The organism is Pseudomonas sp. FW306-02-D09B (assembly GCF_058782685.1).
The window spans coordinates 1-24,523 of the sequence record NZ_JBYSXY010000016.1 but is presented as its reverse complement, the minus strand read 5'-3'; the positions used below and the strand labels follow the sequence as shown (position 1 = coordinate 24,523).

Sequence of the window (24,523 nt, the reverse complement as noted above, 5' to 3'; positions counted from 1 at the left end):
TGGGCCGCACGCCTCTCGATGGTCTGAAAAAGATGCTGGATAATAAAGCATGACCCGCTTGACGGCTAGCGCCGTCGGAGACCCTTGTAATGCCTGACCAAGATGTACGCTTGCAACACCTGAAAGTTTGGCTCGATGAGCAATTGGCAACGCTGTTTGCCGCACAAAGTTGGGGGGCCGTACCCCCGGCCACATTGACCGCGGCCAGCAGCGACGCGAGTTTCCGCCGTTACTTCCGTTGGGAAGGCGCCGGCCGCAGCTTCGTCGTGATGGATGCTCCACCGCCCCAGGAAAACTGCAAACCGTTCGTGGATATCGCCTTTTTACTGGCGAAATCCGGAATTAACGTGCCAAAAATCTACGCACAAGATCTTGAACGCGGTTTTCTTTTACTCAATGACCTGGGCAACAAGACCTATCTGGACGTGATCGACAACGAAAATGCCGACGATTTGTTCAAGGATGCCTTGCAAGCGTTGCTGGCTTTTCAGCAGTTGCCGATGGATGCGCCACTGCCCAGCTATGACGTGGCACTGTTGCGCCGCGAACTGGAACTGTTCCCCGAGTGGTATGTAAAGCGCGAGTTGGGCATCGAGTTCGATTCGGCGCAGCAAATGCTCTGGCAACAAGTCAGCGACAAGCTGATCGACAGTGCCCTGGCCCAACCGAAAGTGCTGGTGCATCGCGACTACATGCCACGTAACCTGATGCTCAGCGAGCCTAACCCCGGCGTGCTGGATTTCCAGGACGCGGTGTACGGGCCGGTGACTTATGACGTGACGTGCCTGTTCAAGGACGCCTTCCTCAGCTGGCCCGAGGAGCGTGTGTGTGCTTGGCTGGCGAACTACTGGCAGCAAGCGGGGGCTCTCGGTATTCCGGTTCAGCCTGATTTCGAAGACTTCCTGCGCGCCAGCGACCTGATGGGTGTGCAGCGTCACCTGAAGGTGATCGGCATTTTCGCCCGCATCTGCCATCGCGACGGCAAGCCGCGCTACCTCGGCGACGTGCCGCGCTTCTTTGCTTATATAGAGGCAGTGATCGCCCGTCGCCCTGAACTGGTGGAACTGGATGTGTTGCTGGCCAGTCTGCGCCAGTCGGTCGGAGTGACTGCATGAAGGCAATGATTCTGGCGGCCGGTAAAGGCGAGCGCATGCGTCCGCTGACCCTGACCACACCCAAGCCGCTGGTGCGCGTTGGCGGGGTGCCGCTGATCGAGTACCACCTGCGAGCGCTGGCGGCGGCAGGTTTCAGCGAGGTGGTGATCAATCACGCCTGGCTGGGACAGCAGATCGAAGATTACCTGGGCGATGGATCGCGCTATGGCCTGAGCATCCAGTACTCGCCGGAAGGTGAACCGCTGGAGACGGGCGGCGGGATCTTCCGTGCCTTGCCGCTCCTCGGTGATGAGGCCTTTGTGGTGGTCAACGGTGATATCTGGACCGATTACGACTTCACGGCATTGCGTCAGCCGATGGCGGGCCTGGCCCATCTGGTACTGGTCGACAACCCGGACCATCACCCGAGCGGCGATTTCAGTCTGGTCGATGGTCAAGTGCGGGACGGCCAGCCAGGTACGCAAACGCTCACCTACAGTGGCATCGCGGTGCTGCATCCGAAGCTCTTCGCGGCGTGCGTGGACGGCGCCTTCAAACTGGCTCCGTTGTTGCGCGACGCCATGGCGCAAGGGCAGGTGAGTGGCGAGCAACTGCGTGGGCACTGGATCGATGTCGGCACGCATGAGCGTCTGGCGCAGGTCGAACACTTGATAGAAGCGAGCTACTGATATGTTGTGGCCAGGGACTCTGATCGGAGCCGGAGCGGGCTTTGCGATAGCCAGCATTCCGGGGGCCATACTCGGTGCATTGTTGGGGCAGGCGCTGGATCGGCGCTTGCAGGTGCAAAGCCTCGGGCAGTTGCGTGAGCGACTCGGCGGTCGGCCGATGTTGCGTAACGATGAATTACTGTTTGTATTGCTGGGACGCCTGGCCAAGAGCGATGGCCGGGTGGTGGATGGTCATATCCACCAGGCGCGTCAGGAAATGCGTTCGCTGGACATGAGCGAATCGGCGCAGAAACGTGCAATCGCGGCGTTCAACCGTGGCAAGTCGGGGCATGATCACTTGCGCAGCTACCTGCGCCGTTTAAGCGCGCAGCCGCATGCCGCCGAAGGTGTGTTGCGCGCCTGTTGGCGGATGGTCTGGGCCGACGGGCGTGCCGGAAGCGCGGAGCTTGAGCTGATTTTGCAGTGGGGCAAGTGGCTGGGCTGGACGCCGGAGCAGGTGCAGGCCCTGGCCAGCGATTACGAGCCACAAAAGAAGACTCTGGTTAACAGCGCGGCGGCATATCAGGAGGCGTTGCGGCTGCTCGGGGTATCTGCCACCAGTGAGCCGTCGCAAATAAAGCGTGCGTATCGACGCCTGCTCAGTCGCCATCACCCGGACAAGATTGCCGGCACGGGGGCGACACCTTCCCAGGTGCGCGAAGCGACTGACAAGACTCGCGAGTTGCATAACGCCTATAAGTTGATACGCGAGCGGCGGGGTTTTCGGTAATTGGCACAAACCTGTGGCGAGGGGGCTTGTCGGAACGCCGCATCGCCCCGCTGGGCAGCGAAGCGGCCCTAAAACCGACTGCCACGCTCTCTCAGGGGCACCGCATGCACATGATTGGCGACTGCTGCGCAGCCGAACGGGGGCAAGCCCCCTCGCCACATTGGTTTACGGGGACTTCGCTGTATCCACCGATCAACTCCCGGTGTTCTGCGGATTCAACCAGCCGCGCACACGCCGGAACAATTGTTCCTGCTCGGCAGCGCTGTTACCCGGCAAAGTCTTGAGCGCCAGCTGATTGAACGTCGAGGCCTTCAGGCGTTTGCTGGCCTGCAAACGCTCTAGGGCAGCGCTCTGCACCAGCGCCTTGTCCTTGTAGTAGATGTCGAAGGTCGCCAGCTTCAAGGTGGTGGTCAACTCCGCCAGTCCGGGTTTCACTGTCACGGGTGTCTGCGCGGCGACCATCACGAATTTCGCGACTTGCGACGGTTGTTTTTCGCTCAGGTAGCGCGCGGCCCAATAAGCCCCCGTACCGTGACCGAGCAAGACGATGCTGCGAGCATTTTGTTGTTCGGCGAACGCAATGGCTGCGTCGATCCGTGCGTAGATCCGCTCGGCGTCAGCCTTGGCTTGCTCTTCGCTGGTCTCGGCAACCGCGCGATCGGCGATATCTCCTTCACCGCCGGCCACTTGCTCGATGGGGGCCGCAGTGCTGGCGTCTTTGCTGCCGGTCTCGGGTTTGGCCGGCGCGGGTGCGACGTTGACGACGCGCGCTTGCGGGGCATTGCTTTGCAGGTCTGGCAGAGTAAGACTCAGGCTGCCCCAGTCGGCATCCGGTAGTTTTTGCCGCAAGGGACTGATCGCTTGAGGCCAATCAGCGGTTTCTCCAGCGCCGGGGATGATAATCACCGCACCTTTTGGGGTGCTGGTATTGGCCGGTTTCCACAGCGCGAGAAAGCTGTCACTGCCGGCCTGCAACGACTGTTGCTCTTGCGCGGGAACCGTTCGTTCGAGAGCGACGGCTTCTTCCTGGCTACGCTCTGGCAGAGGCTGGCGTTCGGCCGGTTTTGCTTCGGCGGGTTTTTCCGCGGTAGCGGATGCCGGGGCGGCAGCCTGAGCTGAAAAGGCACAAGGCAGTATCAGCAACAGGCACAATGCTGGCAGTGCCAAGCGGTAGACAGGGGGCATCGGATATTCCAGGCCAGAAGTAATCCCGGCAGCCTAATGGGTTGGTCAGTATTTGTCAGTGTGTGAGACTTCGGATGATGCGTTTTCGCTGCCTGTTGGTTATCGGCTGTTGCTGGCTTCCCTTGATGGCATGGGCGGCACCGGCGTTGCCTGCGCATGGTGCGCCGTTGAGCGTCGAGCAGCGCCAGTGGCTCGCTGAGCACAGCGAACTGCGCGTGGGTGCGGTGCTGCAAGCACCTTTTGCACAGTACGACCGGCGCTTGCAGCGGTTGTCCGGAGCCAATATCGAACTGATGCAGTGGCTGGCCCGCTCGCTGAATATCGAGTTCTCGTGGCGCCACTTTCCTGATGTGGCGCAACTGGAAGAAGCCGTGCGCGAAGGTGAAGTCGACCTCGCGCCGGGTATGACCCAAACCCCCGCCGGCTTGCGTCTATGGCAATTCAGCGACCCGTACATGCGTGTGCCGCAACTGGTGGTTGGCGAACAGAAGGGTGCCGGTGCCATCGAATTGGAAAAACTCGACAGCCTTTCGCGGGTCGCTGTACGCATGCCGAGTGCGATTGCCGACTATCTACGCAACACATACGGCAATCTCAACTTGCAAGGCGTGCCGACGGAGCGTGAGGCACTGCAACTGCTGCTGGCTCAACAGGCCCGCTACGCCGTCGTTGATGAAGCCCAACTCAGCCGTTTGTCGATCGAACCCGAATTCTCCGGGTTGGTGGTGGTCGGCGATATTGGCCTGCCGCAATTGCTACGGGTGGCGACCCGCCGCGACTGGCCGGAGTTGGCCGGCATCGTCGAAAGCGCCTTGCATGCGATTCCCGCCAAGGATCTTGAGCAGTTGCACGCGAGCTGGCTGCAACCCAAATACCCGCGCCTGACCGAGTCGCCGGGGTTCTGGCAAAACCTTTGCCTGTTGTTGGCTGTGTTGTTCCTCGGCAGCATGGCCATCGTGCTGTGGCAGCGCCGTCAGCAACATACCCTTGAGCAGCGTTTACTGGCGGCCCGCGAAGACATTGCCCTGCGCGAGGCCAGCGAAGAAGCGTTGCGCCTGACGCAGTTTTCGATTGATCAAAGCACGGTCGGGATCCTCTGGGTCAATTGGGACAGTCATGTGCGTTACGCCAACCGTGCGGCGGAGGCGATGCTCGGTTATGCGCCGGGTGGCGTCATTGATCGGCCACTGATCGACTTCGAGCCCGGGTTGCACATGGACCGTTGGTTGAGCCTGTGGAAGAGTGCCCGGGCCAGTGAAGACGCGCCACAAAGTTTCGAAACCAACTGCGTGCGCGCCGATGGCAGCATTTTGCCGGCCGACGTGTCGTTGAGTTTCCTGCGGTTTCGCGACAGCGAGTATCTGGTTGTTTACCTCAACGACGTTACCGAGCGCCGTCGGGCTCTGGCCGCCCTGCAGGAAAGCGAAGCCCGGTTACAGGGGATTGCCGCCAACGTGCCGGGCCTGGTTTTTCGCCTGGAACGGGCGCCGGTGACCGGGCAAATCGACTTTGCCTACATCAGCGAGGGCAGCGAAAGCCTGGTGGGCTATTCACCGGCAACCTTGAGCCGTCGCGACATGGGCCTGCGCAGTCTGGTGCATCCGGATGACAAGGCGAGTTATCACCAGACCCAGGATCACGCATTGGACACCGACAGTGACTGGTCGTGGCAAGGCCGGATTCTCACTCGCCAGGGCGAGCAGCGTTGGGCCGAGATCAAGGCCATCACGCGTCGGCTCGACGATGGCGCATTCGTCTGGGACGGGATTGTCTGGGACATCAGCGAGAGCAAACGCATCGAGCTGGAGCTGGCCAGCTCCCGCGAGCAATTGCGTGAACTGTCTGCGCACCTGGAAAGCGTGCGGGAAGAGGAAAAGGCCCGGATTGCCCGTGAAGTCCACGATGAGTTGGGTCAGATGCTGACGGTGCTGAAGCTGGAAACCTCGATGTGCGAATTGGCCTACGCCGAACTCGATCCGGGCTTGAGTGAGCGTCTCAACAGCATGAAACGCCTGATCGCCCAACTGTTCCAGCTGGTACGGGACGTGGCCACGGCCTTGCGCCCGCCGATTCTCGATGCCGGGATCGCGTCTGCCATCGAGTGGCAGGCCCGGCGTTTCGAAGCGCGCACGCAGATCCCGTGTCTGGTGCAAGTGCCGGATAACCTGCCGACCCTCAGCGATGCCAAGGCTATCGGTCTGTTCCGGATTCTTCAGGAGGCGCTGACCAATGTCATGCGCCATGCGCAGGCGCATACTGTTGAACTGACACTGGTGCAGGAAGGCGACGAGTTGTGCCTGACGGTCAGCGATGATGGCGTAGGCTTTGTCGCCCCCGAAGGCAGGCCGACTTCCTTCGGGGTGGTCGGCATGCGTGAGCGGGTGCTGATCATGGGCGGCCAGTTGTCGCTGGAGAGTGAGCCGGGCGAGGGCACGACCCTGTGCGTATGTGTGCCGCTGGATTGATGAAAGATCGGGGCGTCCCTCTGTAGGAGTTGCCGCAGGCTGCGATCTTTAACGGCGCTCAACCCATCAATGAGGAGAAAAGCGTGATCCGTGTACTGGTAGCCGAAGACCACACCATCGTCCGTGAAGGCATCAAACAGTTGATCGGCCTTGCCAAGGATTTGCTGGTGGTGGGGGAGGCGAGCAATGGCGAGCAACTGCTCGAGACCTTGCGCCACATTCCCTGCGAGGTGGTGTTGCTGGATATCTCCATGCCCGGGGTTAACGGGCTGGAGGCGATTCCGCGGATTCGCGCACTGAACAATCCACCGGCGATCCTGGTGCTGTCGATGCACGACGAGGCGCAAATGGCGGCTCGTGCACTGAAGGTCGGCGCTGCCGGTTATGCCACCAAGGACAGCGATCCGGCGTTGCTGCTGACGGCGATTCGCAAGGTCGCGGCAGGCGGGCGTTACATCGATCCGGAGCTGGCAGACCGAATGGTCTTCGAGGTCGGCCTGACGGATTCGCGGCCGCTGCATTCATTGCTCTCGGAGCGCGAGTTTTCGGTGTTCGAGCGCCTGGCCCAGGGTGCCAACGTCAATGAGATCGCCCAGCAACTGGCGTTGAGCAGCAAAACCATCAGCACCCACAAGGCGCGGCTGATGCAGAAACTCAACATCACCTCCCTCGCCGAACTGGTGAAGTACGCGATGGAGCACAAGCTCCTCTGACACCACCCCTGATCTGCGTCCACCACACACTCGTAGCAGCTGGCGAAGCCTGCGTTCGGCGGCGAAGCCGTCGCAAATTCTGCAACCGCTTTCTTTCAGGCAGATCGCGTTAACCGGATTACGACTGCTGCGCAGCCGAACGCAGGCTTCGCCAGCTGCTACAGGAACGTGTTGGCATGTCCATTTGCGACATGATGAAAAGCCCGACCCCAGCGGCTTTTGTGGCTTGCAGCCTGATGCTGGCCACTATCGTTTATCGACATACCCAATCCCGCCATCCTTGTAGGGCAATCCCTACACCCAACCTTCCATCCGGCTGAGGCGATTCTCTCCTGCACCCCGATTTGCGCGGTCTGCAGGCTCCACTAGGCTTAGTCCTCAGCAGTCCTACATATAAAGAATACAAAGGTGCAGGTATGAGCGAGGTCGATTCAAGCGCTGGAGCGAATGATGTTCTGGTCAGCTTTCGTGGAGTGCAAAAGAGCTACGACGGCGAGAACCTGATCGTCAAAGACCTCAACCTGGAGATTCGCAAAGGCGAATTCCTCACCTTGCTCGGGCCGTCCGGCTCCGGCAAGACCACCAGTCTGATGATGCTCGCCGGTTTCGAAACGCCGACCGCCGGCGAAATCCTGCTGGCCGGACGTGCGATCAACAACGTGCCGCCGCACAAACGCGACATCGGCATGGTGTTCCAGAACTATGCCTTGTTCCCGCACATGACCGTGGCCGAGAACCTCGCGTTCCCGCTGACCGTTCGTGGTCTGAACAAAAGTGACGTCAGTGACCGGGTCAAGCGCGTGCTGAGCATGGTTCAGCTCGACGCGTTCGCCCAGCGTTATCCGGCGCAGCTTTCCGGTGGTCAGCAACAGCGTGTGGCCTTGGCCCGGGCGCTGGTGTTCGAGCCGCAACTGGTGCTGATGGACGAACCGCTGGGTGCACTGGATAAACAGCTGCGTGAACACATGCAGATGGAGATCAAGCACCTGCACCAGCGCCTCGGCGTGACCGTGGTCTACGTGACCCACGACCAGGGTGAAGCCCTGACCATGTCCGATCGCGTGGCGGTCTTCCATCAAGGCGAAATCCAGCAGATCGCGCCACCGCGCGAACTCTATGAAAAGCCGAAAAATACCTTCGTCGCCAACTTCATTGGCGAGAACAACCGTCTCAACGGCCGTTTGCACAGCCACACTGGCGACCGCTGCGTGGTTGAGCTGGGGCGTGGTGAAAAGGTCGAGGCGCTGGCGGTGAATGTCGGCAAGACCGGCGAGCCAGTGACGCTGTCCATTCGTCCGGAGCGCGTGAGCCTTAACGGTTCCAGCGAATCGTGCGTCAACCGCTTCTCGGGAAGGGTGGCGGAATTCATCTATCTGGGCGACCACGTCCGTGTTCGCCTGGAAGTCTGCGGCAAGACCGACTTCTTCGTGAAACAGCCAATCGCCGAGCTCGATCCGGCGCTGGCGGTCGGAGACGTGGTACCGCTTGGCTGGCAGGTCGAACACGTTCGCGCGCTCGACCCACTTCTAGAGGCGAACTGATCGCCCCCGCTTCACCAACACCAACCCGCACGTGGAGAGAACAATAAATGTTGAGATCCCTGAAACTCACAGCACTGGCACTTGGCATGATGGGCGCGGCCCATGCAATGGCCGGCCCCGACCTGACCGTGGTGTCGTTTGGCGGCGCGAACAAGGCGGCGCAGGTCAAGGCCTTCTACGCACCGTGGGAAGCCGCGGGCAACGGCAAGATTGTCGCCGGTGAATACAACGGTGAGATGGCCAAGGTCAAGGCCATGGTCGACACCAAGAGCGTGTCCTGGGATCTGGTAGAGGTTGAATCGCCAGAACTGTCCCGTGGTTGTGACGAAGACATGTTCGAGCCGCTTGACCCGGCACTGTTCGGCAAGTCCGAAGACTACGTGAAGGGCGCCATCCAGCCATGCGGCGTGGGCTTCTTCGTGTGGTCGACCGTGTTGGCCTACAACGCCGACAAACTGGCAAGCGCTCCGACCAGTTGGGTGGATTTCTGGGATACCAAGAAATTCCCGGGCAAACGCGGCCTGCGTAAAGGCGCCAAGTACACCCTGGAATTCGCCTTGATGGCCGATGGCGTTGCGCCGAAAGATGTCTACAAAGTGCTGGCCAGCAAGGACGGTCAGGACCGCGCCTTCAAGAAACTCGATGAGCTCAAGCCAAGCATCCAATGGTGGGAAGCCGGCGCTCAGCCGCCGCAGTACCTGGCTTCCGGCGACGTGGTCATGAGCTCGGCCTATAACGGCCGGATCGCTGCCGTGCAGAAAGAAAGCAACCTGAAAGTGGTATGGAACGGCGGCATCTACGACTTCGATGCCTGGGCGATTCCAAAAGGCCTGGATAAAACCCGCGCCGCCGCCGCGAAGAAATTCATCGCGTACTCGGTCATGCCGCAACAGCAGAAAACCTACTCGGAAAACATCGCCTACGGCCCGGCCAATACCCAAGCCGTACCGCTGTTGTCCAAAGAGATTCTGAAAGACATGCCGACCACCCCGGAAAACATCGCCAACCAGGTGCAGATCGACGTCAGCTTCTGGGCTGACAACGGTGAGCAACTGGAACAGCGCTTCAACTCGTGGGCTGCGAAGTAACCACAACCTGCGATGGTGGGTTCGCCCACCTGTGGGAGTGGACTTGTGGTGAGGGGGCTTGCCCCCGTTCGGCTGCGAAGCAGTCGTAAAACCATTGCATGCGGTGTAGCTGATGCACCTTGATTGCAGATTTCAGGGCCGCTTCGCGACCCAACGGGGGCAAGCTCCCTCGCCACATAAGTCCGCTCCCACATTAACGATTGATCGAAGAATTTCGGAGTTCGCCATGGCCATCGCCGTTCCCCTGAACGAGGGCACCAATCGCACCTTGAAGCAGCGCCTTGCGCATGCCGAACGGGTCAACCGCTGGAAGGCCCAGGCCCTGATCGCGCCGTTGGTGCTGTTTCTGTTGTTGGTGTTTCTGGTGCCGATCGTGGCGCTGCTCTACAAAAGTGTCAGTAACCCGGAAGTGGTCGGCGGGATGCCGCGCACCGTGGCTGCCATTGCGACCTGGGATGGCCGAGGCTTGCCGGCGGATCCGGTCTTCAAGGCTGCCAGCGAAGACCTTCTTGAGGCCCGCAAGAATCAAAGCCTGGGCGATCTGTCCAAGCGACTGAATATGGAGTTGGCCGGCTATCGCAGCCTGCTGACCAAAACCGCGCGAGCGCTGCCGTTCAAAACTGAACCGGCCTCCTATAAAGATGCACTCGAAGCGCTGGATGAGCGTTGGGGCGACCCGGCCTACTGGCAAGCGGTACGCCGTAACACCAGCAGCATCACGCCGTATTACTTGCTGGCAGCGGTCGACCACCGGATCGACGACCTCGGCGAAATTGCCCCGGCGACCCCTGATCAGGCGATCTACCTCGAGATTTTTGCCCGGACCTTCTGGATGGGCCTGGTCATTACCGCGATCTGCCTGGTGCTGGCCTATCCGTTGGCGTATCTGCTGGCCAACCTGCCGTCACGTCAAAGCAACCTGCTGATGATTCTGGTGCTGTTGCCGTTCTGGACCTCGATTCTGGTGCGGGTGGCGGCGTGGATTGTCTTGTTGCAATCGGGCGGGCTGATCAACAGCGCGTTGATGGCGATGGGCATCATCGATAAGCCGCTGGCACTGGTGTTCAACCGCACCGGGGTTTACATCTCGATGGTGCACATCCTGCTGCCGTTCATGATTCTGCCGATCTACAGCGTGATGAAAGGCATCTCGCCAACCTACATGCGTGCGGCGATTTCCCTGGGTTGCCATCCGTTCGCCAGCTTCTGGCGGGTGTATTTCCCGCAGACTTATGCCGGTGTCGGCGCTGGTTGCCTGTTGGTGTTCATCCTGGCGATTGGTTACTACATCACCCCGGCGCTGCTCGGCAGCCCGAACGATCAGATGGTCAGTTACTTCGTCGCCTTCTACACCAACACCAGCATCAACTGGGGTATGGCGACCGCACTCGGAGGGCTGCTGCTGTTGGCGACTGTCGTGCTCTATCTGATTTACAGCTGGCTGGTAGGCGCAAGCCGCCTGCGCTTGAGCTAAGGGGAGAATCGAAATGCTGAGTCCTTATGTGTCGCCCATTGAGCGGGTGTGGTTCTACAGCTTGCGCATTCTCTGCGGGCTGATCCTGTTGTTCCTTATTCTGCCGGTGCTGGTGATCATCCCGCTGTCGTTCAACTCAGGGAGTTTTCTGGTCTACCCGTTGCAAGGTTTCTCGCTGCACTGGTACCAGGACTTTTTCGCCTCGGCCGAATGGATGCGTTCGCTGAAGAACAGCATGATCGTCGCCCCGGCGGCGACGGTACTGGCGATGGTCTTCGGCACGCTGGCGGCGATTGGCCTGACCCGTGGCGATTTCCCCGGCAAGGCGCTGGTGATGGCGCTGGTGATCTCGCCGATGGTCGTGCCGGTGGTGATCATCGGGGTGGCCAGCTACCTGGCCTTCGCGCCGCTGGGATTCGGCAACAGCTTTATCTCGCTGATCGTCGTGCATGCGGTGCTGGGTGTGCCGTTCGTGATCATTACCGTGTCGGCGACATTGCAAGGCTTTAACCAGAACCTGGTGCGTGCTGCCGCCAGCCTGGGGGCTTCGCCACTCACGGCGTTCCGCCGCGTGACCTTGCCGTTGATTGCACCGGGGGTGATTTCCGGGGCGCTGTTTGCCTTCGCGACGTCGTTCGATGAGGTGGTCGTCACGTTGTTCCTTGCCGGCCCTCAACAGGCGACATTGCCACGGCAGATGTTCAGCGGCATCCGCGAAAACCTCAGCCCGACCATCGCCGCCGCGGCAACACTGCTGATCGCCTTCTCGGTGTTCCTGCTGCTGACCCTGGAATGGCTGCGTGGCCGCAGCGAGAAACTGCGTACCGCACAGGTCTGATGCCAGTCTCTGGTAGCGTTTGATCTCGTAGGAGCATAGCTTGCTCGCGATGCAGGCACCTCGGTGTACCTGATGAACCGCGTTATCGTTCATCGCGGGCAAGCCTTGCTCCTACAGAAACATCTGATTATTCACTGATTGAATAACAGACAAACCCCAATCCCCAGCTACTATTGTGCCCAGCTCCCCTATTCATAAGAGGCTGCGCACATGAGTATTTCCTCTTTCAAAATTGCTCACAAACTGCTCACCGGTGCTGGCGCCATTGAGCAGTTGGCCGCCGAGCTGACCCGTCTGGATGTCGACAACCCACTGATTGTCACCGATGCCGCGCTGGTCAAGTCAGGCACGGTGGAGCTGGCGCTGGCGCAATTGGATGGACGTACTTACGAGATTTTCGATCGGGTGTTGCCCGACCCGGAAATCGCCATCGTTGAAGACTGCATGCGCGTCTACCGCGAAGGCGGGCATGACGGCCTGATCGGACTCGGCGGCGGCAGCGCCATCGACATCGCCAAAAGTGTTGCAGCCTATGCCGGTTACCACGGCGCGCTCGAAGACTTGTTTGGTATCGATCAGGTGCCGCGCAAAGGCCCACCGCTGATTGCGATTCCGACCACCGCCGGCACCGGTTCGGAAGTCACCAACGTGGCGATACTGTCCGACAGGGTCGCGCAGTTGAAGAAAGGCATCATCAGTGATTATCTGTTGCCGGACGTGGCGCTGGTCAGCCCGCAAATGACCCTGACGTGCCCGCGCAGCGTGACGGCCGCCAGTGGCGTCGATGCGCTGGTGCACGCTGTCGAGTCCTACCTGTCGCTCAACGCCTCGCCGATCACCGATGCACTGGCCATCGGCGCTATCAAGCTGATCATCAAGGCATTGCCCAAGGCCTACACCAATCCTTCGAACCTGCAGGCCCGTGAAGACATGGCCACCGCCAGCCTGATGGCCGGCATGGCGTTCGGCAACGCCGGGGTCGGCGCGGTGCATGCCTTGGCGTATCCGCTGGGCGGACGTTTCAACGTGACGCACGGTGTCAGCAACGCCTTGCTGCTTCCGTATGTCATGGCCTGGAACAAAATGGCGTGCATCGAGCGTATGCAGGATATCGCCGAGGCGCTTGGGGTGAAAACGGCGCAGTTGAGCGCTGAAGAGGCGGCAGATAAAGCGGTCGAGGCCATGGCGCGACTCTGTGCCGCAGTGGAAATCCCCCAAGGCCTGCACAGCCTCGGCATACCAGAAGATGCAATCCCGGCGATGGCTGTGGAGGCCGCAGGAATAGAGCGATTGATGCGCAACAACCCGCGTAAATTGAGCACCGCCGATATCGAGAAGATCTATCGAGCGGCCTACTAGGACCAGACCCAATCATCGCGGTCACGGTGCGCGCGTCAAAGCATGAGGTATACAATGCGCGCCATCGTGATTCTGCTCAAAAAAGGTGCGTCATGCAGCCCTTCGCTATTGCTCCGTCGATTCTCTCCGCTGATTTCGCCCGTCTGGGCGAGGAAGTAGACAACGTTCTGGCCGCTGGCGCCGACATCGTTCACTTTGATGTCATGGACAACCACTACGTGCCAAACCTGACCATCGGGCCGATGGTTTGTTCGGCATTGCGCAAATACGGCATCACCGCGCCCATCGACGCGCACCTGATGGTCAGCCCGGTAGACCGCATCATTGGCGACTTCATCGACGCCGGCGCGACCTACATCACCTTCCACCCGGAAGCCACGCTGCATGTCGACCGTTCCCTGCAAATGATCCGCGAAGGCGGTTGCAAGGCGGGCCTGGTGTTCAACCCGGCGACCCCGCTGGACGTGCTCAAGTACGTTATGGACAAGGTCGACATGATCCTGCTGATGAGCGTCAACCCGGGCTTCGGCGGGCAGAAGTTCATTCCCGGCACTCTCGACAAGTTGCGTGAAGCGCGCGCGCTGATCGATGCCTCGGGCCGTGACATTCGTCTGGAAATCGACGGTGGCGTGAATGTGAACAACATCCGTGAAATCGCCGCCGCTGGCGCTGACACCTTCGTCGCCGGTTCGGCCATCTTCAATGCGCCGAACTACCAGGAAGTGATTGAAAAGATGCGCTCCGAACTGGCGCTGGCTCGCCCATGAGTGGTTTTGAGCAGTTGTTCCCGGGGCGTCTGCCGCGGCTGGTGATGTTCGATCTGGATGGCACGTTGATCGATTCGGTGCCGGACCTCGCAGTGGCTGTGGATAACATGCTGCTCAAACTCGGGCGTGCCCCGGCAGGTCTCGACGCGGTGCGCGAATGGGTGGGCAACGGTGCGCCGGTGCTGGTCCGTCGTGCACTGGCGGGCAATATCGATCACGCGAGTGTCGATGATGTCGAGGCCGAGCATGCGCTGGAGATCTTCATGGAAGCCTACGCGGACGGCCATGAACTGACGGTGGTCTACCCTGGCGTACGCGACACCCTGAAGTGGCTGCACAAGCAGGGCGTCGAAATGGCGCTGATCACCAACAAGCCGGAGCGCTTCGTTGCACCCTTGCTGGATCAGCTGAAAATCGGCCGCTACTTCCGCTGGATCATCGGCGGCGACACCCTGCCGCAGAAAAAGCCTGACCCGGCGGCGCTGTTTTTCGTGATGAAGATGGCCAATATTCCGGCCTCGCAATCGTTGTTTGTCGGTGACTCGCGCAGCGACGTGCTCGCGGCCAAGGCGGCCGGCGTGAAGTGCGTAGCCCTGAGCTATGGCTATAACCATGGCCGGCCGATTGCCGAAGAGTCTCCGGCGCTGGTGATTGACGATCTGCGCAAGCTAATTCCCGGTTGCCTGGATCCAGCCGCTGAGATAACGTTGGCCGACGCTGTTCAATCCCCTCCTGGAAACTCCATCGTGGTGGTCACTCGCAAACTCTGGATGAAAGTCATCAAGGCCCTGGCCCGCTGGCGTTGGCGCGCCTGACTCGATCCTGGCCGGCTATCCGGCGCGTTTGCACACCTGACTGTTAGACCCTCACGCCACGAGGCACCTCATGATCCGCGAAGAATTCCTGCGTTTGGCCGCTGCCGGCTACAACCGCATCCCGCTTGCCTGTGAAACCCTTGCCGACTTCGACACGCCGTTGTCGATCTACCTGAAACTGGCCGACGAGCCCAACTCCTATCTTCTGGAGTCGGTGCAGGGCGGCGAGAAATGGGGCCGTTACTCGATCATCGGGCTGCCGTGCCGTACGGTGCTGCGGGTGCATGATCACCACGTCAGCGTGACCGTCGATGGCGCCGAGGTGGAAAGCCACGAAGTTGAAGACCCGCTGGCTTTCGTCGAAGCGTTCAAGGCGCGCTACAACGTGCCGACCATTGCCGGACTGCCTCGCTTCAACGGCGGGCTGGTGGGCTACTTCGGTTATGACTGCGTGCGTTACGTGGAGAAGCGTCTGGGCAAGTGCCCGAACCCGGATCCGCTGGGCGTGCCGGACATTTTGCTGATGGTCTCCGATGCGGTGGTGGTGTTCGACAACCTGGCCGGCAAGATGCACGCCATCGTGCTGGCCGACCCGTCGCAGGACAACGCCTTCGAGCAAGGTCAGGCGCGTCTGGAAGAGCTGCTGGAAAAACTCCGTCAGCCGATCACTCCACGTCGCGGCCTGGACTTCAGCAAGCAACAAGCGGCTGATCCGGTGTTCCGTTCCAGTTTCACCCAAGACGATTACGAGCGGGCGGTGGACACCATCAAGGAGTACATCCTCGCCGGTGACTGCATGCAGGTGGTGCCATCGCAACGGATGTCCATCGACTTCAAGGCCGCACCGATCGATCTGTACCGGGCGTTGCGCTGCTTCAACCCGACGCCGTATATGTACTTCTTCAACTTTGGCGACTTCCATGTCGTTGGCAGTTCGCCGGAAGTGCTGGTGCGGGTCGAAGACAACCTGATCACCGTGCGCCCGATTGCCGGCACCCGCCCGCGCGGTGCCAACGAGGAAGCCGACCGGGCGCTTGAAGAAGACCTGCTGTCGGACGACAAGGAAATCGCCGAGCACCTGATGCTGATTGACCTCGGCCGCAACGACACCGGTCGCGTGTCGGAAATTGGTTCGGTGAAACTCACCGAGAAAATGGTCATCGAGCGTTATTCCAACGTGATGCACATCGTCTCCAACGTCACCGGCCAGTTGAAAGCCGGCCTGACCGCGATGGACGCACTGCGGGCGATTCTGCCGGCAGGTACGTTGTCGGGTGCGCCGAAGATTCGCGCAATGGAAATCATCGACGAACTGGAACCGGTCAAGCGTGGCGTCTATGGTGGCGCGGTCGGTTACTTCGCCTGGAACGGCAACATGGACACCGCGATTGCAATCCGCACTGCGGTGATCAAGAACGGCGAACTGCATGTGCAGGCCGGTGGTGGCATCGTGGCTGATTCGGTGCCTGCGCTCGAATGGGAAGAAACCCTGAACAAGCGCCGCGCGATGTTCCGCGCCGTGGCCCTGGCCGAGCAAACCCCGCAAGACTGAGCTGTAACGAAGGAGCTTGTTGTGGCGAGGGAGCTTGCTCCCGCTGGCCTGCGTAGCAGGCCCCTTTATGGCGACTGCTTCGCAGCCGAGCGCGAAGCAAGCTCGCTCGTCACATCAGAGAGCGCCCAAAATAACGCTGCCCCCGTGAGGAGGCAGCGTTTTTTATGGCCTGCGGTTTAGAAGTCCAGGCTGACACCCACGTTGATGCCTTGTTGGGTGAAGTCGTCATCCTTGCGAATGTTGTAGCTGGCCCGTAGCGCCAGGTCTGGAGTCAACTTCTGGCTGACGCCCAGGTTCAGGCGGTTCAGGTTGGTTTGCGGGGTGTAGCCCTGCAGGGTGAAATGGTTGTCGGGCAGGCTGTTGAGGTTCATGGTCAGGTCCTGGGTGTCGTCCTTATATTCGCGTTCGTGGGCGAACTCGCCGAACACCTGAGTCTGCGGGGTGATTTGGTACTTGCCCTGTAAACCGACGCCTAGGCGTTTCGAGGTGCGCTTCTGGTCTCCGAAGGTCAGTGCCGTGGAGTCGTTGCCGTTCTCCGAGTAACCATCGACTTGCACCTTGGCGTAGTCGGCGCTGATGAATGGCGACAAGTGCCACGGGCTGCTTGCCTGCTGCGCAATGTCGTAACCCAGGCGACCGGTGATGGCCAGCACAGTGCCGTTGGTATTGCCTTTCTCACCGCGTTCGTTGACGCCCAGGTCGAACTTGCGTTTGAGACTGTCGTAGTCCAGATGCCCAGCCGTCATTGCCGCGTCAGCCCACCAGCGATTTTGCTGATATTGAGCGAACGCCGTTCCCATGTACGTGTTGAGTTTGTACTGCGAATTGTCGTTGCCCGCTTCCAGCTTCTGACGATAGAAGCCGGCAGCCACGCCAACACGCCAGGCCTCGTCGAGACGGTAGCTACCGCCAATGTTCAAGTTGTAGCCGTTGCCATCTGCACTGGCTGCACTGCGTTGATCATCAAAATTCAGGTGCTGACCGCCACCGGCGACAATCGCACGCCACTGACCGATGTTTTGCCAGTTCTCCCAGTCGGATTGCCATTGGTTGCGCAGTTCATCCTGATGCGCGCGCAGGGTGGCGTGGGCCATTTCCGGTAACAGTGTCAGTTCCCAGGGGGCTGCCAGTATGGAATACGCGTAATCGGCGATCAGGCGTTGCCCGGTTTCGGTCGGGTGCACCGAGTCGTTGTAGATCAGCTTGGTCGGGTCCGGCGTGGCGCTGTTGATCCCGTACCGGGCATTTTCCGTACAGCTGTCACCGCTGAAGCAGGTTGCGGTGAGGTTCTGGTCGGTGGCCAGGCCAAATTGCGCCGGGTTGGCGAAGGTCTCTTTGAGCAGCACCGGAATATTCAACGGGATGACTTCGGCATTGACGTGCTGCAACTGGCTGACCAGTTCAGTGTTGAACTGGGCGCTGAGCTGGGAGGTAAAGGCCTGCAACGGGCTGCCATTGATCGCCGGGGTCAGCCCGATATCTGGCAGTAGCCAGACCATGATGTATTTGGCGCCGGCCTGTTGCAGCGTTTGCACACTGCTGACCAGCCGATCGGCTGCGGCATTGGCCTGATCAAGACTCGTTACCCGGCCCTGGAGGAAGTCATTGCCGCCACCGGAGAGGTAATAGAGCGCGTTCGGGTCAGCGCGAAAGTTGTTGCTCGGCAGATAACCGGGCCGACTGCGCTCACCGGTGTCCGAAGTGGTGGTGATCGAGTCGAGGATCTGATCGGTACGGTATCCACCTACCGCCCAGTTGTTACCGTCTGGCAGGCCTTCACTGGCGCGGACCGCCGAGGTCGAAGCGGCCGTTTGATCGGGTGAAAACCCCAGTTTCCCCCCCAGTAACTGCGTCGAGTTGGCGGCGCGAACCTCGCCGTTGCCATCCTTGTAGGTCGGTCCGACGCGGTTGGTGAACCGCTCGGTTGCGCCTGCGGGGCCGCCTGTATCGGTAAATTGCCCGGCGTCGTTCAGGCTGTCGCCAAAGACAATGAATTTCGTATAGGGCGCGGGGGCCGCAATCGCCTGGGCGCAGGCCATTGCAAGAACACAACTGGCGAGCGGTACAAACATCGTCTGTTTGATCATGAGCAAGTCCATTTATTTTATTGTTGTAGTGAACGGAACGACAGTACCAAAAACTTTCGCGTTTTAGCTATGGCTAAAGGCTGCATCGATTGCTTGCTCTGCGCCATATTGCACCCTCTGCTCAGCTAAGTTACTGTGCGGGAACGTATGAATGAGACCTTCCCCGTGTTGATCGTCAGCAAACTCTTGGATCAAGTCATCAAGGCCCACGCCCGTTGGCGTTGGCGCGCCTGAACTTTCTCTGCCGGCCCGGCCGGACCTGTGCCTGTTTGCCTTCTTTACCCGTATGAAATGCCGCTTTTGCCGGTTCCATTCCAGCAACTGACCGAGCGTTGCAAGACTGCGGGTAAATCATTCGAAGGCCGTCTCAAAAGTCAGTGAATTCAAGAGGTTTCAAACCATGTTGCTGATGATCGATAACTACGACTCTTTTACCTACAACGTTGTGCAGTACCTTGGTGAGCTAGGCTCCGAGGTCAAGGTTGTGCGCAACGATGAGCTGACCATCGCCGAAATCGAAGCACTCAAGCCTGAGCGCATCGTCGTGTCCCCCGGTCCATGCACCCCGACCGAAGCCGGCGTGTCCATCGAAGCCATCAAGTATTTCGCCGGCAAACTGCCGATTCTTGGCGTTTGCCTGGGCCATCAATCCATCGGCCAAGCGTTCGGTGGTGATGTAGTGCGCGCCCGCCAGGTTATGCATGGTAAGACTAGCCCGGTATTCCATGAGGACAAGGGCGTGTTCGAAGGTCTGAACCGTCCGCTGACGGTCACCCGCTATCACTCGCTGATTGTGAAGCGTGAAACCTTGCCCGATTGCCTGGAACTGACCGCCTGGACTCAGCTCGAAGACGGCTCGATCGATGAAATCATGGGCCTGCGTCACAAGACATTGAACATCGAAGGGGTGCAATTTCATCCTGAGTCGATCCTGACCGAACAGGGCCATGAGCTGTTCGCCAACTTCCTCAAACAAACCGGCGGCACGCGCTAAGGACTTTCCATGGATATCAAGACTGCCCTGAGCCGTATCGTCGGCCATCTGGACCTGAGCACTGATGAAATGCGCGATGTGATGCGCGAAATCATGACCGGGCAATGCACAGACGCACAGATTGGCGCGTTCATGATGGCCATGCGCATGAAAAGCGAGAGCATCGACGAGATCGTCGGCGCCGTTTCGGTCATGCGTGAACTGGCGGACAAGGTCGAGCTGAAAACCCTCGACGGTGTTGTCGATGTAGTCGGCACCGGCGGTGATGGTGCAAACATCTTCAACGTCTCGACGGCTTCCTCGTTTGTGGTGGCGGCGGCGGGTTGCACCGTGGCCAAGCACGGTAACCGAGCGGTATCGGGTAAAAGCGGCAGTGCCGACTTGCTGGAAGCGGCGGGGATTTACCTGAACCTGACGCCGGTTCAAGTGGCGCGTTGCATCGACAACGTCGGCATCGGCTTCATGTTCGCCCAATCGCATCATGGTGCGATGAAACACGCTGCCGGCCCGCGCCGCGATCTCGGCCTGCGTACACTGTTCAACATGCTCGGCCCGCTTACGAATCCGGCCGGCGTGAAACATCAGGTGGTAGGTGTGTTCAGTCAGGCGTTGTGCCGACCGTTAGCCGAAGTCTTACAGCGCATGGGCAGCAAACATGTGCTGGTGGTGCATTCGAAGGATGGCCTGGACGAGTTCAGTCTGGCGGCGCCAACCTTTGTTGCTGAATTGAAGAATGACCAGATCAGCGAGTATTGGGTCGAGCCTGAAGACTTGGGCATGAAGAGTCAGAGCCTGCACGGCCTGGCGGTGGAAAGCCCGGCGGCTTCGCTCGAACTGATTCGCGATGCCTTGGGGCGGCGCAAAACCGAGAACGGTCAGAAAGCTGCAGAAATGATTGTGCTCAATGCCGGTGCTGCGTTGTACGCCGCTGATCATGCGGTCAGCCTGAAAGAGGGCGTTGCCCTGGCTCATGACGCGCTGCATACCGGCCTTGCGCGTGAAAAGCTTGAAGAATTGGGTGCGTTTACCGCGGTATTCAGAGTGGAGAATGAGGCATGAGTGTACCGACGGTTCTGGAGAAGATCCTCGCCCGCAAAGTCGAGGAAGTGGCTGAGCGCAGCGCTCGCGTAACGCTTGCCGAGCTGGAAGCACTGGCCAGGGTGGCCGATGCTCCGCGTGGTTTTGCCAAGGCGCTGATTGCCCAGGCCAAGCTCAAACAACCGGCGGTGATTGCTGAAATCAAGAAGGCTTCGCCGAGCAAGGGCGTGATTCGCGAGAACTTCGTGCCGGCCGAAATCGCCAGGGACTACGAGAAGGGCGGGGCAACCTGCCTCTCGGTGCTGACCGATGTCGATTTCTTCCAGGGCGCCGACATTTATCTGCAGCAGGCGCGTGCGGCGTGCAAGCTGCCGGTGATCCGCAAGGACTTCATGATCGATCCTTATCAGATCGTCGAAGCCCGTGCGCTGGGCGCTGATTGCGTGCTGTTGATCGTTTCCGCGCTGGATGACGTGAAAATGGCCGAACTGGCAGCCGTCGCTAAAGGTGTTGGCCTCGACGTGCTGGTCGAAGTCCATGACGGTGATGAGCTGGAGCGGGCCTTGAAGGTTCTCGATACTCCGCTGGTCGGCGTGAACAATCGCAATCTGCACACCTTTGATGTCAGCCTGGAAACCACGCTCGATCTGCTGCCGCGCATCCCGCGCGATCGCCTGGTCATTACTGAAAGTGGCATCCTCAATCGCGCCGATGTCGAGCTGATGGAAATCAGCGAGGTGTATTCGTTCCTGGTCGGTGAAGCATTCATGCGCGCCGAGAACCCGGGCACTGAACTGCAACGCTTGTTCTTTCCAGAGCGTGGCGTGGCGGTCAGCAGTTCTACACTCGACTGAACCTGATTCAATGAAGAAGCCGGCGTTGCCGGCTTTTTTGTATCCACCGCAAAGGATTCGCACTGCCATGACTCACCCTATTGCCTTGACTGTCGAAGCCGGTCTGCGTGCCGAGCAGGATTTGTTGGCGACGGTCTGTGCCGGCGACCAGGAGTTTGGTTTGCTGTTCTGGCAGCCGAGCGATCGAGCGCTGGTCATGCCCCGGCGCTTGAGCCGTCTGCCGGGGTTTGAGGCCGCTTGCCAAGCGTCGGCGGCACACGGTTGGCCGGTTTTGTTGCGTGAAACCGGCGGTGAACCGGTGCCGCAGTCGGTTGCGACGGTCAATATCGCGCTGGTGTATGCACCGCCGCGCAGCGAAGGTGACCACGGTAGGATCGAAACCGCTTATCGGCGTCTGTGTGATCCGATTTGTGCGCTGCTGACGGAACTCGGTGGCAAGCCTTCATTGGGTGAAGTCGAGGGCGCTTTCTGTGATGGGCGTTTCAACGTCAATCTCGATGGCCGCAAAATGGTCGGCACCGCTCAGCGCTGGCGCCAGAGCAAGGGTGGTCAGCGTCCGGTGGGTTTGGTGCATGGTGCGCTGTTGCTGGACGACGAGCGGGAGTCGATGGTTGAGGCGGTGAACCGTTTTAACGAGGCGTGCAGTCTGGAGCAGCGGGTTCGCGCGCAGAGCCATATCGCCCTGCATGAACAATTCGCCGCCCCGGATGCCATCGCGCGGCTGGACACCTTGTATCGGCAAATGCTCGCCGAGGTGATGTCGGCTTAGCGGGTACCGAATACCACCATGGTCTTGCCTTTGACGTTGACCAGATTGCGCTCTTCCAGATCCTTGAGCACGCGCCCGACCATTTCCCGCGAGCAACCGACGATCCGGCCGATTTCCTGACGGGTAACCTTGATCTGCATGCCGTCCGGGTGCGTCATGGCGTCAGGCTGTTTGCACAGCTCCAGCAAGCAGCGCGCAACCCGCCCGGTGACGTCGAAGAACGCCAGGTCGCCGACCTTGCGTGTGGTATTGCGCAGGCGCTGGGCAATCTGGCCGCTGAGCACATAGAGAATGTCCGGGTCTTGCTGGGACAGCTCGCGGAACTTGCAGTAGCTGATCTCGGCCACTTCGCATTCGACCTTGGCGCGAACCCAGGCGCTGCGTTCCTGTTCTTGCCCGGCTTGTTCGAACAGACCCAGCTCACCGAAGAAGTCCCCGGCATTGAGGTAGGCGATGATCATTTCCCGACCATCGTCGTCCTCGATGAGAATGGTGACCGAGCCCTTGATGATGAAAAACAGCGTATCCGAACGATCGCCAGCGCAAATGATATTGCTCTTGGCCTGATAGCGACGGCGCTGGCAATGCATCAATAACTTGTCGAGGTTCTTGATTTTGGGTGTTGGGGTAATAGCAACCATGGTTGTATCCCGAAAAGACTGCACGGTGTGTTATGGATTTTTTATGAATCGCTGATGACGGCCGAAAAAAACAGCAGGCTAAGTGCCATGAAATTGGCGCCAGCTTAACAGACACATTCCGTCGTTATTCGATAATTTATCAATACTGTAAGTGTGTTGCTTGCGCTGATGCCAGTCGCTGTCAACCGAAGGCCCTGTGCTAAGCTGGCGACCCTTTTTTAACAGTGGAGTCTTGGCGATGAAGGCACGCATCCAATGGGCTGGCGAAGCCATGTTCCTCGGTGAGTCCGGTAGCGGTCACGTGGTGGTCATGGACGGTCCGCCTGATGCTGGCGGTCGGAACCTGGGTGTCCGTCCGATGGAAATGCTCCTGCTCGGTGTGGGCGGTTGCAGCAATTTCGACGTGGTCAGCATCCTGAAGAAGTCCCGCCAGGCTGTGGAGAGCTGCGAAGCCTTCCTCGAAGCCGAGCGTGCGACTGAAGATCCCAAGGTCTTCACCAAAATTCACATGCACTTCGTGGTCAAGGGCCGGGCACTGAAAGAAGCTCAGGTCAAACGCGCCATCGAACTGTCGGCGGAGAAGTATTGCTCGGCGTCGATCATGCTCGGTGCGGCGGGTGTCGCCATCACCCACGACTACGAAATCATCGAACTCGGTTGATTCGACATTCAACTATCATAAATGCAGTGCAGACTCTGGCGATCATTGGCCCAGGTCTGCATAATGCGCCACTTTTTTCAGGGCCGTGATCGGTCAGCCGACAGATCACACACCCGAACAGACAACCAAAATCGCCATCGCGAAGAGGTGTTAACCGTCCTACGCTGGTGCGTCGTTCGCATCTGACGGGCATGCTTGATCACGCGGCCGGGCCGCATACATAGAGAGTTTTTAAACGGTGAAAAGCAAACTCAAGCTCCATGGGTTCAATAACCTGACAAAGACCTTGAGCTTCAACATCTATGACATCTGCTATGCGGAAACTCCGCAAGACCAGCAGGCTTACGTTGAGTACATCAATAAAGAGTACAACGCCAAGCGCCTGACGCAGATCCTCACAGAAGTTGTCGATATCATTGGTGCCAATATCCTGAACATCGCCAGTCAGGACTATGAACCCCAGGGCGCCAGCGTCACGATTCTGATCTCTGAAGAGCCGGTGACCCCGACCGACAGTCAGATCGAAGAGTCGCCGGGCCCGTTGCCCGAAATCATCCTGGCCCACCTCGACAAGAGCCACATCACGGTGCACACCTACCCGGAAATCCATCCGGTGGACGGTATCGCAACGTTCCGTGTGGATATTGATGTGTCGACTTGTGGCGTCATTTCACCGCTTAAGGCGCTCAACTTCCTGATTCACCAGTTCGATTCGGATATCGTGACCGTGGATTACCGCGTGCGCGGCTTCACCCGTGACATCGAAGGCAAGAAGCACTTTATCGATCACGAGATCAACTCGATTCAGAACTACCTCTCCGAAGACACTCGCGACGCGTATCAGATGACCGACGTGAACGTGTACCAGGAAAACCTGTTTCACACCAAAATGCTGCTGAAGAACTTCGAACTGGATAACTACCTGTTCGGCGACGCCACCAGCAACCTGTCCTCTGAGCAACGAGCTCAGGTGACTGAGCGGGTGAAACACGAAATGCTCGAGATTTTCTACGCACGGAACATGTCGAGCTGATCTTTGAAATAAAGATCGAAGTGTCTAGTCCTGAAATAGGTTTACACCTGTTTCAGCCTCAAAACGCCCGATGCACCGCATCGGGCGTTTTGTATTT

22 protein-coding genes are annotated in these 24,523 nt (G+C 59.4%); 19 read left to right on the top strand and 3 right to left on the bottom strand.

Annotated features, from left to right (window positions below; genetic code table 11):
• Positions 1 to 89: 89 nt before the first annotated feature.
• The 3 genes from AC3WK5_RS23180 to AC3WK5_RS23170 are packed head-to-tail and all read left to right on the top strand — an operon-like array spanning position 90 to position 2,552.
• Positions 90 to 1,115: an aminoglycoside phosphotransferase family protein gene (locus AC3WK5_RS23180; RefSeq protein ID WP_103319646.1), complete on the top strand. Its 1,026-nt coding sequence runs from the start codon at positions 90 to 92 to the stop codon at positions 1,113 to 1,115.
• Positions 1,112 to 1,783, top strand: coding sequence for an N-acetylmuramate alpha-1-phosphate uridylyltransferase MurU (murU, locus tag AC3WK5_RS23175; RefSeq protein ID WP_103319649.1), 672 nt, complete (start codon positions 1,112 to 1,114; stop codon positions 1,781 to 1,783). The genes AC3WK5_RS23180 and murU overlap by 4 nt, the downstream gene beginning before the upstream one ends.
• A gap of 1 nt (position 1,784) precedes the next feature.
• Entirely contained in the window at positions 1,785 to 2,552 is a 768-nt protein-coding gene (locus tag AC3WK5_RS23170; protein WP_103319651.1) for a TerB family tellurite resistance protein, read from the top strand.
• Between the two features lie 192 nt (positions 2,553 to 2,744).
• Here the strand turns inward: AC3WK5_RS23170 and AC3WK5_RS23165 are convergent, their stop codons facing one another.
• Complete coding sequence (locus tag AC3WK5_RS23165) at positions 2,745 to 3,737, bottom strand: alpha/beta hydrolase family protein (RefSeq protein ID WP_103319654.1); 993 nt, start codon at positions 3,735 to 3,737, stop codon at positions 2,745 to 2,747.
• Between the two features lie 74 nt (positions 3,738 to 3,811).
• Here AC3WK5_RS23165 and AC3WK5_RS23160 point away from each other — a divergent pair, with 74 nt between their 5' ends.
• The 10 genes from AC3WK5_RS23160 to trpE all read left to right on the top strand — a co-directional run bounded on the left by AC3WK5_RS23160 (position 3,812) and on the right by trpE (position 16,349).
• The gene (locus AC3WK5_RS23160) at positions 3,812 to 6,202 is read left to right on the top strand and encodes a PAS domain-containing sensor histidine kinase (protein ID WP_103319656.1); all 2,391 of its coding nucleotides are present in this window, start codon (positions 3,812 to 3,814) and stop codon (positions 6,200 to 6,202) included.
• Positions 6,203 to 6,285: 83 nt separating this feature from the next.
• Entirely contained in the window at positions 6,286 to 6,915 is a 630-nt protein-coding gene (locus AC3WK5_RS23155; protein WP_054598191.1) for a response regulator, read from the top strand.
• Positions 6,916 to 7,331: 416 nt separating this feature from the next.
• The gene (locus AC3WK5_RS23150) at positions 7,332 to 8,456 is read left to right on the top strand and encodes an ABC transporter ATP-binding protein (protein WP_054594303.1); all 1,125 of its coding nucleotides are present in this window, start codon (positions 7,332 to 7,334) and stop codon (positions 8,454 to 8,456) included.
• 47 nt (positions 8,457 to 8,503) lie between these two features.
• Entirely contained in the window at positions 8,504 to 9,544 is a 1,041-nt protein-coding gene (locus tag AC3WK5_RS23145) for an ABC transporter substrate-binding protein (protein WP_054594302.1), read from the top strand.
• Between the two features lie 226 nt (positions 9,545 to 9,770).
• Positions 9,771 to 11,018 carry an ABC transporter permease gene (locus tag AC3WK5_RS23140; RefSeq protein ID WP_054594301.1) on the top strand — a complete coding sequence of 416 codons (1,248 nt, stop codon included), beginning with the start codon at positions 9,771 to 9,773 and terminating at the stop codon, positions 11,016 to 11,018.
• 13 nt (positions 11,019 to 11,031) lie between these two features.
• Positions 11,032 to 11,856 (top strand): ABC transporter permease, encoded by an 825-nt coding sequence (locus AC3WK5_RS23135; protein WP_103319659.1) that lies wholly within the window; start codon positions 11,032 to 11,034, stop codon positions 11,854 to 11,856.
• Between the two features lie 210 nt (positions 11,857 to 12,066).
• Positions 12,067 to 13,215, top strand: coding sequence for an iron-containing alcohol dehydrogenase (locus tag AC3WK5_RS23130; RefSeq protein WP_103319662.1), 1,149 nt, complete (start codon positions 12,067 to 12,069; stop codon positions 13,213 to 13,215).
• A gap of 92 nt (positions 13,216 to 13,307) precedes the next feature.
• Positions 13,308 to 13,982 (top strand): ribulose-phosphate 3-epimerase, encoded by a 675-nt coding sequence (gene rpe, locus AC3WK5_RS23125; protein ID WP_019693907.1) that lies wholly within the window; start codon positions 13,308 to 13,310, stop codon positions 13,980 to 13,982.
• Positions 13,979 to 14,797, top strand: coding sequence for a phosphoglycolate phosphatase (locus AC3WK5_RS23120; RefSeq protein WP_054594298.1), 819 nt, complete (start codon positions 13,979 to 13,981; stop codon positions 14,795 to 14,797). Before rpe ends, AC3WK5_RS23120 begins: the two co-directional genes overlap by 4 nt.
• A 70-nt stretch (positions 14,798 to 14,867) precedes the next feature.
• A complete protein-coding gene (trpE, locus tag AC3WK5_RS23115; protein WP_103319664.1) occupies positions 14,868 to 16,349 on the top strand; it encodes an anthranilate synthase component I in 1,482 nt (493 codons plus the stop codon).
• A gap of 176 nt (positions 16,350 to 16,525) precedes the next feature.
• Here trpE and estP read toward each other — a convergent pair whose 3' ends face one another.
• Positions 16,526 to 18,436 carry an esterase EstP gene (estP, locus tag AC3WK5_RS23110; protein ID WP_103319666.1) on the bottom strand — a complete coding sequence of 637 codons (1,911 nt, stop codon included), beginning with the start codon at positions 18,434 to 18,436 and terminating at the stop codon, positions 16,526 to 16,528.
• Positions 18,437 to 18,836: 400 nt separating this feature from the next.
• Here estP and AC3WK5_RS23105 point away from each other — a divergent pair, with 400 nt between their 5' ends.
• The 4 genes from AC3WK5_RS23105 to AC3WK5_RS23090 all read left to right on the top strand — a co-directional run bounded on the left by AC3WK5_RS23105 (position 18,837) and on the right by AC3WK5_RS23090 (position 22,091).
• Positions 18,837 to 19,430 (top strand): aminodeoxychorismate/anthranilate synthase component II, encoded by a 594-nt coding sequence (locus tag AC3WK5_RS23105; protein WP_103319668.1) that lies wholly within the window; start codon positions 18,837 to 18,839, stop codon positions 19,428 to 19,430.
• 9 nt (positions 19,431 to 19,439) lie between these two features.
• Positions 19,440 to 20,489, top strand: a complete 1,050-nt coding sequence (gene trpD / locus AC3WK5_RS23100; RefSeq protein WP_054594295.1) for an anthranilate phosphoribosyltransferase — start codon at positions 19,440 to 19,442, stop codon at positions 20,487 to 20,489.
• Positions 20,486 to 21,322, top strand: coding sequence for an indole-3-glycerol phosphate synthase TrpC (gene trpC / locus AC3WK5_RS23095; protein ID WP_054594294.1), 837 nt, complete (start codon positions 20,486 to 20,488; stop codon positions 21,320 to 21,322). Before trpD ends, trpC begins: the two co-directional genes overlap by 4 nt.
• Before the next feature lie 67 nt (positions 21,323 to 21,389).
• Complete coding sequence (locus tag AC3WK5_RS23090; protein ID WP_054598190.1) at positions 21,390 to 22,091, top strand: lipoate--protein ligase family protein; 702 nt, start codon at positions 21,390 to 21,392, stop codon at positions 22,089 to 22,091.
• Here the strand turns inward: AC3WK5_RS23090 and crp are convergent.
• Complete coding sequence (crp, locus tag AC3WK5_RS23085) at positions 22,088 to 22,732, bottom strand: cAMP-activated global transcriptional regulator CRP (protein WP_054594293.1); 645 nt, start codon at positions 22,730 to 22,732, stop codon at positions 22,088 to 22,090. The genes AC3WK5_RS23090 and crp overlap by 4 nt on opposite strands.
• Before the next feature lie 238 nt (positions 22,733 to 22,970).
• Here crp and AC3WK5_RS23080 point away from each other — a divergent pair, with 238 nt between their 5' ends.
• Together AC3WK5_RS23080 and speD are read left to right on the top strand one after the other, a co-directional pair.
• On the top strand, positions 22,971 to 23,393 hold the full coding sequence (locus AC3WK5_RS23080) for an OsmC family protein (RefSeq protein WP_017138086.1): 423 nt from the start codon (positions 22,971 to 22,973) through the stop codon (positions 23,391 to 23,393).
• A 238-nt stretch (positions 23,394 to 23,631) separates the two neighbouring features.
• On the top strand, positions 23,632 to 24,426 hold the full coding sequence (speD, locus tag AC3WK5_RS23075; RefSeq protein ID WP_054594292.1) for an adenosylmethionine decarboxylase: 795 nt from the start codon (positions 23,632 to 23,634) through the stop codon (positions 24,424 to 24,426).
• Positions 24,427 to 24,523: the final 97 nt, after the last annotated feature.

What these genes read in the sequence shown, in the direction of transcription:
- AC3WK5_RS23180 (WP_103319646.1), top strand. Translation starts at nt 90, where the DNA reads ATGCCTGACCAAGATGTACGCTTGCAACACCTGAAAGTTTGGCTCGAT.
- murU (WP_103319649.1), top strand. Translation starts at nt 1,112, where the DNA reads ATGAAGGCAATGATTCTGGCGGCCGGTAAAGGCGAGCGCATGCGTCCG.
- AC3WK5_RS23170 (WP_103319651.1), top strand. Translation starts at nt 1,785, where the DNA reads ATGTTGTGGCCAGGGACTCTGATCGGAGCCGGAGCGGGCTTTGCGATA.
- AC3WK5_RS23165 (WP_103319654.1), bottom strand. Translation starts at nt 3,737, where the DNA reads ATGCCCCCTGTCTACCGCTTGGCACTGCCAGCATTGTGCCTGTTGCTG.
- AC3WK5_RS23160 (WP_103319656.1), top strand. Translation starts at nt 3,812, where the DNA reads ATGATGCGTTTTCGCTGCCTGTTGGTTATCGGCTGTTGCTGGCTTCCC.
- AC3WK5_RS23150 (WP_054594303.1), top strand. Translation starts at nt 7,332, where the DNA reads ATGAGCGAGGTCGATTCAAGCGCTGGAGCGAATGATGTTCTGGTCAGC.
- AC3WK5_RS23145 (WP_054594302.1), top strand. Translation starts at nt 8,504, where the DNA reads ATGTTGAGATCCCTGAAACTCACAGCACTGGCACTTGGCATGATGGGC.
- AC3WK5_RS23140 (WP_054594301.1), top strand. Translation starts at nt 9,771, where the DNA reads ATGGCCATCGCCGTTCCCCTGAACGAGGGCACCAATCGCACCTTGAAG.
- AC3WK5_RS23135 (WP_103319659.1), top strand. Translation starts at nt 11,032, where the DNA reads ATGCTGAGTCCTTATGTGTCGCCCATTGAGCGGGTGTGGTTCTACAGC.
- AC3WK5_RS23130 (WP_103319662.1), top strand. Translation starts at nt 12,067, where the DNA reads ATGAGTATTTCCTCTTTCAAAATTGCTCACAAACTGCTCACCGGTGCT.
- rpe (WP_019693907.1), top strand. Translation starts at nt 13,308, where the DNA reads ATGCAGCCCTTCGCTATTGCTCCGTCGATTCTCTCCGCTGATTTCGCC.
- AC3WK5_RS23120 (WP_054594298.1), top strand. Translation starts at nt 13,979, where the DNA reads ATGAGTGGTTTTGAGCAGTTGTTCCCGGGGCGTCTGCCGCGGCTGGTG.
- trpE (WP_103319664.1), top strand. Translation starts at nt 14,868, where the DNA reads ATGATCCGCGAAGAATTCCTGCGTTTGGCCGCTGCCGGCTACAACCGC.
- estP (WP_103319666.1), bottom strand. Translation starts at nt 18,436, where the DNA reads ATGATCAAACAGACGATGTTTGTACCGCTCGCCAGTTGTGTTCTTGCA.
- AC3WK5_RS23105 (WP_103319668.1), top strand. Translation starts at nt 18,837, where the DNA reads ATGTTGCTGATGATCGATAACTACGACTCTTTTACCTACAACGTTGTG.
- trpD (WP_054594295.1), top strand. Translation starts at nt 19,440, where the DNA reads ATGGATATCAAGACTGCCCTGAGCCGTATCGTCGGCCATCTGGACCTG.
- trpC (WP_054594294.1), top strand. Translation starts at nt 20,486, where the DNA reads ATGAGTGTACCGACGGTTCTGGAGAAGATCCTCGCCCGCAAAGTCGAG.
- AC3WK5_RS23090 (WP_054598190.1), top strand. Translation starts at nt 21,390, where the DNA reads ATGACTCACCCTATTGCCTTGACTGTCGAAGCCGGTCTGCGTGCCGAG.
- crp (WP_054594293.1), bottom strand. Translation starts at nt 22,732, where the DNA reads ATGGTTGCTATTACCCCAACACCCAAAATCAAGAACCTCGACAAGTTA.
- AC3WK5_RS23080 (WP_017138086.1), top strand. Translation starts at nt 22,971, where the DNA reads ATGAAGGCACGCATCCAATGGGCTGGCGAAGCCATGTTCCTCGGTGAG.